Below are 11,827 nucleotides of genomic sequence, written 5' to 3'. Positions count from 1 at the left end.
ACAGTGAGCGTTCTTTGCGATCGAGGAGGCTCAGCGCGAGCCCACGGAAAGCGTAGTGTATTTCCGTAGCGCTGAATTAGCACTCATCCTCTAAAGGGAGTTACTTCGCATTTTATAGAAATAAAGACAAACTAACAAAATAGGTCTTTTACTAAGTTGTTTTTAAATAGGAGGAATAATGTATGCTCGAAAAAGTAAAAGGAAATTTGATTGTATCCTGTCAGGCATTACCTGATGAACCGCTGCATAGTTCATTTATTATGTCCAAAATGGCTCTGGCAGCTATGGAAGGTGGAGCAAAAGGTATTCGCGCCAACTCAAAAGAGGATATTATTGAAATAAAAAAAGAAGTGGATCTGCCGCTTGTGGGTATTGTAAAACGTGATTACGAAGACAGCTCTGTTTTCATTACCGCAACCTATCAAGAAATTGACGAATTGATCGAAAGCGGCTGTGAAATGATTGCAATGGATGCTACCATGAGGAAGCGTCCGGATAATATTGAACTCACGGAGCTCGTGAGCTATACACGAGAAAAGAACAGTACTATTCAGCTGATGGCAGATATAGCTACACTGGATGATGCCGTTCAGGCTGAGCAGCTGGGGTTTGACTGCATATCCACTACCCTACATGGCTACACCGAAGAAACAAACGGTAAAAAGCTTTTTCATGAAGACTTTAGGTTTTTGAAGGATGTTTTGGAAAATGTGAATATACCGGTTATTGCTGAAGGAAATGTGATCACACCGGAGATGTACAAGCGTTGCATGGAACTTGGAGCATATTCCTGTGTTGTTGGAGGAGCCATTACAAGACCGAAAGATATTACGAAACGATTTGTTGGGATGATGGAATAATAGGAAAAGCTGTTAGTAGTTGGTACTGCTAACAGCTTTCTTTGATTTGATTAATGCTCCCTAGTCATTTATTTAGCGGTGTAATCTCCAGACCCTACAACACCAAAGCCAAACTCCCTTTCAGTCCAGCTTCTGAACCAAGTCCTGGAAGCACAATATAGTTTTCCACATTTTTAATTACCTCATCTTTTTTAATGTAGCCATTTAATAGCTTCGAGAATTGCTCTCTCACCTTTTCAATTAAACCAGGGTGATTTAAAACTCCTCCCCCAAAAATAATTTTCTCCGGTGAGTATGTGAGCAAGGCATTTATCGCTGTCTGCGCCAAATAATACGCCTCCATCTCCCAGGCCTCTTCATTATGTATGTCCACACCTGCTTTGCCCCATCTTTCCTTCATCGAGGTACCAGCAGCCAAGCCTTCCAGGCAGTCACCATGATAGGGACAACTTCCCACAAAATCATCTTTAGGGTGACGTTTCACAAACATATGACCAGCTTCTGGATGCAGTAGCCCATGTACTATTTTTCCATCAATAACTGCACCTGCACCAATTCCGGTACCAACTGTAAAATATACACAGGAATCAAGCCCTTTTGCTGCTCCCCATTTTAACTCACCAAAGGCTGCTGCATTCACATCTGTATCAACTTCGAATGGCATATCTTTTGGAAAATAACTTTTTATCGTTTGTAGTAAAGGGAAATACTTCCATGCAGTTTTTGGCGTTTCCAAAATCGTCCCATAATCGGACTGATCACGGTTCACCTGGATCGGTCCAAATGAACCAATTCCCATCCGGTCAATCTCTTTTCCATCAAAAAAAGCAATTACATCCTTGATTGTTTCTACAGGATTTCTTGTTGGAATGCTTATCTTTTCAAAAATTTCCCCATGCTCATTCCCAATACCGCAAACGAATTTTGTTCCACCGGCTTCAATTGCTCCAATATTCATTTATCATTTTCCCCCTTTAGATGTGTGATGCCACAAATTCTGCTTTCCCGGAAAGTTCAAAATCCTGTAGTCCTGAAGGCAAAATAAAATGGCTCCCCTTCTCCACATGAAAAGATTTTTCTCCGACATTTAATTGGGCTTCTCCCTCAATCACACTGACCTGTAAAAAATCATGTTCCTGTTTCTGAGCTGTCTTACCATTTAACTCCCAATGATAAACCGTAAAATACTGCTCCTTAACAAGCCTTTTTATCGTTAAATCGCCATGAACCGTCTCTACCTGATCCGTTTCTGCTGACTTATGTGGCACAGTAGTTACCTGTTTCGCTCGATCTAAATGCAATTCCCGCTTCTGACCAGCAGCGTCTTTTCTGTCATAATCATAAACACGATATGTAATATCAGAGCTTTGCTGTGTTTCTAAAATTATAATTCCTTTTCCGATGGCATGGATCGTACCACTTGGCACATAGACAAAATCTCCTGCCACTACCTTTTTATACTGAAGTAAATTATCCCACTTCCCATCATCCATCATTTTCTCCAATTCCTCACGTGAATTGGCGTGATGGCCTAACACAAGACGCGCATCCGGGTCTGTTTTTAGTACATACCAGCACTCGGTTTTCCCATAGGGCTGACCTTCAACTTCACGGGCAAATTGATCATCCGGATGCACTTGTACAGACAGATCATCATTTGCATCCAATATTTTTACAAGCAACGGGTATTCCTCTTTATTATCGGGAGCTTTATTAAATAAGTCACCATGCTGCTCCCATGCTTCTGTCAGTGTTTTTCCAGCAAGCGGTCCATTTTTGATGACACTAGGGCCATTCGGATGTGCCGAAATCACCCAAGCTTCACCGGTTTTTTCTGACGGAATATCATAGCCATATTCCGTACGGAGCTTTTTCCCGCCCCAAATACGTTCCTGCAATACAGGCTTTAGAAAAATTGGTTCGTTATACATCTATTTATCCTCCAATAATTTATGTAATGTGCATTTCCTATGTTATTTCGATTATACCAAATACTAGCCCGGCATGATATAATATATCAAAATATGGGGCCAAACTGGTTACACTTACACGTTAACACTCGAAAGTATGACTGACTAGATCCCTCAAACGAATCGAGGTATTTATATGGAAAAAACTCCTTTATTTATGCTGCACGACTTAGAGGAAACCCCAAATTACTCTATTCCCACCGGATATCAATTCCGCTTATTTGGCCATGAAGATGACGATAAAAAATGGGCAGCAATCTGCACTTGCAACTGGAGAGTTCTCATCTGAAGATCAAGCTTTGGAGCGATTTGCTCAGGAATTCAAACCCCATTTGAACGAAGCCAAAAAGAGAATAATTTTTCTTGAAACAACGGACGGCCAAACTGCAGGAACAGCAACAGCCTGGTATGGTGAATGGAATAGTGAGATCATAGGAAGGCTGCATTGGATCGAAATCCTGCCCGAATTTCAAGGTTTGCGCCTTGGCAGACCATTAGTTGCTGAAGCAATGAGACTACTCGCACTGTATCATAATCATGCTTATTTGAAAACACAAATAACAAGCCGCGCTGCCATACATATTTATAAAAAATTGGGCTTTAAACCTGTGATTCTCCATGAAGAAGAACGTGAAGTCTGGGAACATATTAATGAATAATTGAAAAGGGAAGCAAATCATATGCTCCCCTTTTTTTATTTTGAACTGGTTTTGGGAATAGTGCTGGTTTAGTTGAGAGATGAGTGCTGTTAGTAGAGAGATAAGTGCCAATAGTTGAGAGAGAATGCCTAAAGTTGAGAGACAGCAGGTGATTGTTGAGAGATAAACTATAAAGTTGGCTTATCTCTCAACTTTTTATCATGTTCTCTCAACTTCCCACCCTGTTCTCTCAACTTTCTACCCTGTTCCCTCAACTTCGCTCCAGTATCTCTCAACCCAAAGCACAGGTCGGTCAACTTCAGCAAATCAACGAGCTAAAAGCACCCCATCCTACTGAATCGTATCCAATAATTTATATGCTTCTTCCTTTGTCTTCACATTTAACAATTGCTCTCTAAATGTCTCGTCCATCAATTTGCGGGAGAGCATTTGCAGTATTTTTAAATGCGCATCTCCTGCCGCTTCTTCCGGTACGGCGATCATGAAAATAAGTTTGGCATCGGAGCCGTCCACGCTCATCCAGTCGACACCATCATGCTTCATTCCAAAGGCAACAGCCGGTCGTTTTACAGCATTAGATTTACCATGAGGAATGGCAATATTCATGCCAAGCCCAGTCGTACTTTCATTTTCTCTTGCAAAAATTGCTTCCTTATACTTTCCAGATGAATCCAAAACACCCGATGCGTCCATCTTCTTAATTAGTTCCTCAATCACTTCGTCCCTTGTATTTCCAGCTAGTTCTGTTTCGATTAAATCAACATTAGTAATATCCGTTAATTTATTAATTTCCACTTTTTCCGGTTCTTTCTCCGTCTGTGCAATGGTTTCCTCATCAACTGCATTGCCAGCATCTTCAGTTGCAGTATCAACAGGCTCCTCTTCTACAGCATCCACATCTTTTTTCAGTAAATTAACCAGTAATGCTGTTACAATTGTACCAATAATTGCAGCAATGAAGAACATGAAGACATTATCAACCGCACCCAATACAGCAACAATCGGGCCACCGTGTGCTACTCTGTCCCCAACATTTGCCATCATTGCGATGACAGAACCAACCATGGAACCAACCATAATACTTGGAATAACTCGAAGTGGATCCTGTGCAGCGAAAGGAATTGCTCCTTCCGTTATACCAAAGAGCCCCATTGTAAAGGAAGCTTTTCCTGTCTCCCGTTCAGCTTGACGAAACTTTCTTTTGTTTAAAAATGTTGCAAGACCAAGTCCAAGTGGCGGGATACAAATAGCAACTGCAATCGGCCCCATAATTTCATAGTTACCTTCAGCAATCATTGCAGCACCGAATAAAAATGCTACCTTATTAAAAGGTCCACCCATGTCAACTGCAATCATTGCACCAAGAATAAGTGCTAATAAAATTGAACTTGCACCCTGCATTCCTGCAAGCCATGTATTTAACGATTCGAAAACCTGTGCAACTGGTGCACCTACAACTAATATAAATAGGAGTCCAACAATTAATGAAGCTAATATCGGGATGAAAATAATTGGCATGACTGGCTGTACTGCTTTTGGTACCTTAATTTTCTTAATAGCCAATGTCACATAACCAGCTAGAAAACCAGCAATTATCCCACCAATAAATCCTGCTCCGGCTTCACTTCCATAAAAACTTCCAGTTGCAGCAATATAACCACCAATTAGACCTGGAGCAAGCCCTGGCCTGTCAGCAATACTTACCGCAATAAAACCTGCAAGAATTGGAACCATAAAGCTGAATGAGGCAGCACCGATATTTTCAATCTGCTTCCAGAATGAATCTTCCGGAATAACAATACCACCAGGCGTCTGCTCTCCACCAAGTGTTAGTGCAATTGCAATTAATAACCCACCAACAACGATGAATGGAATCATATAAGATACACCGCTCATCAAGTGCTTATAAATCGGATTTTCTTTTTCCTTACGCTTTTTCTTAATTTCATCTGCGGATTTTAATCCTGCTTTATAAACAGAAACATCGCCGCTTTGTATTCGATTAATTAATTCCTCCGGCCGTCGAATCCCGTCCTGCACACCGGTTACAAGTAATTTTTTCCCAATAAAACGTTCTCTTGAAACCTCTTTGTCACTAGCAATAATAATGCCATCTGCTTCTTCAATATCCTTATCCGTCAGGCCATTTTCCACACCGATTGAGCCCTGTGTTTCCACTTTTATATCAACACCAAGCTCCTCACCGGCCTTTTGCAGATTTTCTGCTGCCATATACGTATGTGCAATCCCAACCGGACAAGCTGTTACAGCTAATATTTTCATAATCTTTCCCTCCCGTGAGTATATATAATAAGTAATCTCTTACCTTATTGTATACCCCACTTCCCTGTTAAATATTTTTTCTTTTTACCGGAGCTTTGGAAGAATAAAACTATTTAACAAGAAGATGCAGGAGTTCAGATTTATTTTTAACCTTTGTTAGGCCTCTTACAAGTTCAGGCTCTTCACTGATGGATGCAATTTGACGAATAACCTTTCTCGCTGGATTGCCTTTTTCATTGGCAACTGCCAGCATAAATACGATGGAAACCATTTAATCGCCCCATTCGATTGGTTTAATGCATGACTTTGGATCAGGAGTGCACAGCTTTAGGCCAGGCATGCACGACTTTAGGCAGGGGGTGCACAGCTTTGAACTAGAAGTGCACAGCTTTAAGCTATAAATTACACGCCTCGACAAAATTCGATCATTTTCTCATCACCCCCACAAAAAGCAACAGCATTCGAATCATATAGCGTAATGTTATTTTAATAAATGAATGGGTATAAAAATTTATAAATAAGAAACTGAGAGCCTAGCAGAGAACAGCAATTGGAGGTATCATTCCTTGAAAAAGTTAAATGAGCATGAGGCGAAATTATTAAAAGAAATTATATGTGAAAATAATGCAATTTTTGAAATGGGCAACTGTCTATATAATGTCTCCATGGTGGATGCAAAATTACCAGCGAGGCCAAAAAATAAAAGTGAAACAACGAAAGTTCAGCAAAAATATGAACAAACGAAACTGGATATCTTAAACGGTAAAAACTTCTCTATCGATGAAGTTGTTGAAATGATGGATTGCGGCGCCTTATAACAGAGCTTGTTAAAACTAAAGAAATTTGTAAACCAGCACCTAAATAAGAAAGGTGCTTTTTGTATGGAAAAATAGTACTATACTGAACTGAATATATTTAACCTTCGCCATTATGCTCCATCTCACATTCCCTCTGTCATGTTTATGATATAATTTACCCGAAAAACTTAAATATCGGAGGCTCCTATGAACAAGTGGTTTTTCTTTAACCTGTTTCTTCTGCTAATCGCTGTTTGGAAAGTTATGACAAGCTACGGATTTCCTGTCATTCAAATACATATTCTCTTCGGGATTATGGGACTTTTTTTCATATTATTCAATTGGACACGACACGCTGTATTTTCAACAATTCGTGATACACCTGACCGGAGGAAAAAGATTAAATTTGCGAATTTATCCAAGAAAGCAATGCCCTTTCATCGCTGGACAGGAACTACTGCTTTAATCATCATATTATTTCATGCGGGATTTGTACTAAACCGTTTTGGACTTCATTTGGAAAATCCAAAAATAATAAGTGGGCTAATTGCTGCCAGTTTGCTCACAGGTGTTGTCATTAGTGGCTGGATGCGTCGTATAAAGCCGTCCGGAACGAAACGTATCGTCCATTTAAGACTTGGATTAACGATGTTTTTTCTTGTTTTGCTGCATGTACTCCTCTAGGATGCACATGTATGGACAGCTTTCTGTAAAAAAAAGATACTGCGAGATTACATCGGAAATAAAGTGAATAAATTCACATTTTTGTAATTTCCCCAGCACTCACAACTCATTGTAGGTGATACAATGGATATATAGATATAAAAATAAGGGGTTGATTGCTATGCAATTGAGTTCAATTGGTAACGATCAGAACGGTGAGGCAATTTCTGAAGACTTTCGTGACCTTCTTTACACAATCGGAAATCAGAAAAAAGTCGAGAAGGATAGTTTCATTTTCCATGAAGGAATGGATGCACATGAAATTTACCTCATAAAATCGGGCATCATTCATATTAGCAAGCTCTCATCAGATGGGAAAGAGTTATCACTGCGGATTTGCACAAGCAATGACATCATCGGTGAATTAACATTGTTTACAGATAATCCCAAGTATTTCCTGAGTTCAAGAGTAATCAAGTCTGGTGAAGTTTTAGCTATTAATAAGGAAACCTTGGAAAAGGAATTAATGAATAATGGTCCCTTAGCTATCGAAGCGATGAAATGGACAAGTAATCATATGAGAAAATTTCAGTCCAAAATTAGAGATCTTTTATTAAACGGAAAAAAAGGTGCACTGTATTCAACACTTATACGTTTTTCGAACAGCTTTGGTGTAAATCAAACGAATGGAATTTTAATTGACATGCCTTTAACAAATCAAGAGCTGGCCAAGTTTTGCTCATGTACGCGTGAAAGTGTAAACCGAATGCTTGGTGATCTTAGAAAGCTGGATATTATCGAGATGCAGCCCTCCAAAAAAATTCTAATTAAAGATCTGGAATACCTGAAAAAGGAAAATGGCTGTGAAAACTGCCCAATTGAAATTTGTAATATTTGTTGAAGTAAAAAGGGACATTTGTCTCTTTTTACTTTTTTGATTTGCCACTGCCTGGGAGGAATCCCCTTTTCAGGATCATCCTCCAGTATAGGACATCTCAATTCGTTCCTTATTTTTCAAGGTTTCTTCTGTTCGTTCATCGCCAAGCAGTTCGATACCTTCTTCCATATGCAATGCTGCTTTTTGCATGTCACCATCCTGTATATTCTCAAAACAATATGCCAATCGATTATGGATCTGGTCCATCTCTTTCTGGTAATTCCCTTTTAATCCTTCGTAAACGGATAAAGCCTTAGCATAATAATCTGCAGCTTCTTCAAGATTATTTAGCTTCAAAAGACTGAATGCTGTGTCCTGCAATATTCCTGCATAGCCCCTTGAATTTGTCCGTCGCTCCCCTTTTAGATCCTTTAAAAATTCCAGATACTTCGTGGCAGCCTGTTCATGCATATTCAAATTGGAATATACTTTTCCCGATTGCATTAAAAACCGGAGTCTGATTTCAGGAAATTTTGTAGATAGGGAAAGCCCTTTCTCAAGGTAGCCTTTTGCCGAATCCAAATCGTTTATCTGAAGAGTCAAGCTCCCAAGTTTGGAATAGGTGTAGACAATCAGGTAATGGTCCGCTTTACAAATATCCTCAAGCTGGCTAAGAGATTGTTTATAATAAGCGATTGCCCGGGGTAGCTCCCCAACATTTTCCTCCAATTCTGCCAGCATTAAATATGCCTTTGCAATATCCAAATGGCTTGTTTTATATAAATCCTTTAAGAGACTTAGTGATTCAACAATTGAATCCCGAGCTTTTTTCAAATCAATATAATAGTAGATTTCCCCTGTCCTCAAAAGGGTTTTTGCTGCCTGGACATTGTTATTCTCTTTTTGAAAAGCTTCCAGCAACTCCTGATTAAGTGACATTGCGCGAGAGTAATCTTCCATTTCTATGGATGCTTCGGAAATCGCCTGAATGGTTTCAGCAATTATTGGATGTGTATGACCACAGACTTTTCGAAAGTATTTCAAGGCATTTTCCAACTGAAAAATACCCAATTGGCTGTTTTCTTCATCCAAGTACACTTTGCCTAAATTACTAAATGTCAATCCAAAAGAAAGAGGATCTCCCCATTCCTTTGTTTCCAGAAGCTGAAGCAATTTAGCCAGCAGAATTCGAGCATCTGCTGACTGCCCATATTCGCGCTCCAATCCAGCATAATCCAAATAGGTGTCTATTAAAATTCCTGTATGAGCTTTATCCAGTCTTTTCGCCAGATTTATCGCCCGCCTGCTATAGCTTGCACATTTATCATAATGATTTATATTTCTAAAATACTTTGCCAGTGTCGCGTAAAGAGAAAATTTCTCATTCGTATCCATTTCTTCTACAATGTCCATATGAGCTTCTAATTCCTGAACTGCGTTTTTCGCTTTTTCATCCTGGGCATTGCTATGATTCTTTATTTCTTCTCTTAATGATAATAGTTTATCTGGACTTACTTTTCTGTTATTAGGCATGAATTTCACAACCTTATCGATTAGATATTTTCCTAAAAGCCTTGTGTTATTTAAGTTAAATTATGCCGCAGTAGATATAAAGTGCGACACAGTAGAAATAATTTCATGTGACGGATTCTCCCATTTTAAAGATGGTTACATTTTAAAACCGCTTCGGCAGAACACTTCGCTTTCCGCGGGCACGGCCTCAGCCTCCTCGAGAAAACCACTCTGCGGGGTCTTCGGACACGTGCTGTTCCCGCTGGAGTCTTCGTGTTCTGCCTACGCTAGCAGGGATTTCTTGATTTATAATTCGTTCCAGCTCCAAGAAGTGATGTGCAATTCTATAACAAATATTTTCTTTTCAAGGCGAACGCAATATTTTATTCTTGCTCGATCCGACCGCCTTCAGTTCCAAATAATTATTCCAAAAGTGGACAATAATTGATGCAATCAGATGCTTAATCATTATAAAGTTTAAAGCACCATCCCAGCGGAGGAAACACACGTAGACTCCTGCAGGAGGAAAGGCATAGGTGAGACCCCGGAGTGCGTAGCACGAGGAGGCTCACCAGCCGCCTGCGGAAAGCGTAGTGTGTTTCCGTAGCGGTAATTAACGCACCTGCCACCATCTCTAGTTACATCATCTTTTATAGACTTTATGGCATAAAATAACGAATCTTTTCAGTGGGACAGGTAACCGCAGTACCAATGGTTTTCAGTTCGGACGGCAGTGCGCAATCCTGGTCTTTATAAAAAGAACCTATCAATTAAACATGTTTTTCCGGAACTCTCCGTTTATAAATAACATAGTTTCGTTTTAAATATCTGAGCGGAAAACTAAATACATGCACCAATCTAGTAAATGGCCAGACTGCATACAAAGCAAATGTTGATAGAATATGAATTTTAAAGCCAAGCGGTATCGTTGCCATAAGCTCCGGCTGGATGTTTAAAACAAACAATCCTCTGAGCCATGGAGCAATGGTTGTCCGGTAATCAAACCCATTGGAATCGATATTAAATCCAGTTGCAGCCAAACCGGTCAGAACAGCAAGCAATAGAAGAGTCAAAGAAATCCAGTCACTCGTTGATGTAGTTGCTTTAATTCTACTGACATTTACCCTTCTGAATGACAGTATAGCAAGCCCGGCCAATGCTGCAATACCTGCAGGGACTCCAAAAATAATTGCGATGTTATGATAAAAATGCTCCGAAACCCCAAGTGCATTATAAAACCCTATAGGAATAATCAAGCCCATGACATGTCCACCAAAAACAAATATAATCCCCCAATGAAACAGCTGTGACCCGATCCGCAGCCGCTTCTTCTCCAAAAATTCACTGGATTTGGTTGACCAGCCAAATTGATCCTTCTGATACCGATAAATATGACCGCCAATAAAAATTGTTAAAACAATATATGGCAATACCCCCCATAAAAAGTCATTTGCACTCATTTCCGGCTTCCCCCTTTTGGCAGCCTGATATTCCAATTGATTGAATTCATTAATGATTCTCTATCTGAATTTAATGGTGGGACTGGAATTGGTTTTTTCTTTTGCACTTCTTTCTTGATGAAACTTATCCCGTTTTTCTCCATTTGCAAAACTAAAACATCAAAAACATACGCATAATGACTTTTGCTTTCTTTCAATTTCCCGCGAATTTCCTGTATCGCCAGCGCATGCATTTGTAAGAGCTCATTGCTTTTTTCATACGACACATTTGCACAAAATTCAAGAATGATTGGCAAGTAATCCGGTAACTCTTTATCTGTCACATCAAACCCTGCTGACTCATAAAATTTCTTAAGCTTAAGAAGCTCAAGGCCTCTTTCCCGCTGTTCTCCAAGCTTTAAATACGTCACATAAAGATTCGTTGTTTTCCCAAAATCAAAATGGGCAATATAATGGTCTACCCAGGATTCTAAAGGCATGTCAGCACATTTATCCAGAAACTTTTTCAAATCGTTTTGGATTTGTTGATCATTTACTGTTTTTATCTCGTTTTGTAATTCAGGCAATACCTCAATTAGCAATTGATTTGGATATTGCAGAAGATAAGAAATCATTTGATATACAAGGGAATCTTCTGTTTGGTTCATCGTTTAGCCCCCTTTAAAATTGGGAGGCTGGGACAAAAGTTTTTTAATCAAAAGTAACTGCATATAATCCGCTTCAGAAATATACTTCGCTTTTCGCGG

General features: G+C 39.5%; 12 protein-coding genes. 5 read left to right on the top strand and 7 right to left on the bottom strand.

Annotated features, from left to right (window positions below; translation table 11 throughout):
• The first annotated feature begins 182 nt into the window (after positions 1 to 182).
• The gene (locus CIL05_RS03630; protein ID WP_095654152.1) at positions 183 to 860 is read left to right on the top strand and encodes an N-acetylmannosamine-6-phosphate 2-epimerase; all 678 of its coding nucleotides are present in this window, start codon (positions 183 to 185) and stop codon (positions 858 to 860) included.
• Positions 861 to 954: 94 nt separating this feature from the next.
• Here the strand turns inward: CIL05_RS03630 and CIL05_RS03625 are convergent, their stop codons facing one another.
• Positions 955 to 1,818 carry an ROK family protein gene (locus CIL05_RS03625; protein WP_095654151.1) on the bottom strand — a complete coding sequence of 288 codons (864 nt, stop codon included), beginning with the start codon at positions 1,816 to 1,818 and terminating at the stop codon, positions 955 to 957.
• A 16-nt stretch (positions 1,819 to 1,834) separates the two neighbouring features.
• Positions 1,835 to 2,791, bottom strand: a complete 957-nt coding sequence (manA, locus tag CIL05_RS03620) for a mannose-6-phosphate isomerase, class I (RefSeq protein ID WP_095654150.1) — start codon at positions 2,789 to 2,791, stop codon at positions 1,835 to 1,837.
• Between the two features lie 272 nt (positions 2,792 to 3,063).
• Here manA and CIL05_RS03615 point away from each other — a divergent pair, with 272 nt between their 5' ends.
• On the top strand, positions 3,064 to 3,489 hold the full coding sequence (locus CIL05_RS03615) for a GNAT family N-acetyltransferase (RefSeq protein WP_165769031.1): 426 nt from the start codon (positions 3,064 to 3,066) through the stop codon (positions 3,487 to 3,489).
• 330 nt (positions 3,490 to 3,819) lie between these two features.
• On the opposite strand, the gene CIL05_RS03610 is transcribed toward CIL05_RS03615, so the two are convergent.
• The gene (locus CIL05_RS03610) at positions 3,820 to 5,772 is read right to left on the bottom strand and encodes a PTS fructose transporter subunit IIABC (RefSeq protein WP_095654148.1); all 1,953 of its coding nucleotides are present in this window, start codon (positions 5,770 to 5,772) and stop codon (positions 3,820 to 3,822) included.
• A gap of 109 nt (positions 5,773 to 5,881) precedes the next feature.
• Entirely contained in the window at positions 5,882 to 6,043 is a 162-nt protein-coding gene (locus CIL05_RS21805; RefSeq protein ID WP_107505444.1) for a PTS sugar transporter subunit IIA, read from the bottom strand.
• Between the two features lie 295 nt (positions 6,044 to 6,338).
• Here CIL05_RS21805 and CIL05_RS03605 point away from each other — a divergent pair, with 295 nt between their 5' ends.
• The 3 genes from CIL05_RS03605 (at position 6,339) to CIL05_RS03595 (ending at position 8,133) form a co-directional block, all read left to right on the top strand.
• Positions 6,339 to 6,590, top strand: a complete 252-nt coding sequence (locus CIL05_RS03605) for a hypothetical protein (protein WP_095654147.1) — start codon at positions 6,339 to 6,341, stop codon at positions 6,588 to 6,590.
• Positions 6,591 to 6,776: 186 nt separating this feature from the next.
• Positions 6,777 to 7,253, top strand: coding sequence for a hypothetical protein (locus tag CIL05_RS03600; RefSeq protein WP_095654146.1), 477 nt, complete (start codon positions 6,777 to 6,779; stop codon positions 7,251 to 7,253).
• Positions 7,254 to 7,413: 160 nt separating this feature from the next.
• Positions 7,414 to 8,133, top strand: coding sequence for a Crp/Fnr family transcriptional regulator (locus CIL05_RS03595; RefSeq protein ID WP_095654145.1), 720 nt, complete (start codon positions 7,414 to 7,416; stop codon positions 8,131 to 8,133).
• Positions 8,134 to 8,205: 72 nt separating this feature from the next.
• Here CIL05_RS03595 and CIL05_RS03590 read toward each other — a convergent pair whose 3' ends face one another.
• From CIL05_RS03590 to narJ, 3 genes are all read right to left on the bottom strand, one after another.
• Positions 8,206 to 9,642, bottom strand: coding sequence for a tetratricopeptide repeat protein (locus CIL05_RS03590; protein ID WP_095654144.1), 1,437 nt, complete (start codon positions 9,640 to 9,642; stop codon positions 8,206 to 8,208).
• Positions 9,643 to 10,391: 749 nt separating this feature from the next.
• On the bottom strand, positions 10,392 to 11,081 hold the full coding sequence (narI, locus tag CIL05_RS03585) for a respiratory nitrate reductase subunit gamma (RefSeq protein WP_095654143.1): 690 nt from the start codon (positions 11,079 to 11,081) through the stop codon (positions 10,392 to 10,394).
• Positions 11,078 to 11,728, bottom strand: coding sequence for a nitrate reductase molybdenum cofactor assembly chaperone (narJ, locus tag CIL05_RS03580; RefSeq protein WP_095654142.1), 651 nt, complete (start codon positions 11,726 to 11,728; stop codon positions 11,078 to 11,080). The genes narI and narJ overlap by 4 nt, the downstream gene beginning before the upstream one ends.
• Positions 11,729 to 11,827 lie beyond the last annotated feature (99 nt).

It is taken from the genome of Virgibacillus profundi (assembly GCF_002287375.1).
GTDB classification, from domain to species: Bacteria; Bacillota; Bacilli; order Bacillales; family Amphibacillaceae; genus Virgibacillus_K; species Virgibacillus_K profundi.
This window is presented reverse-complemented; position numbering and strand designations above follow the sequence as displayed.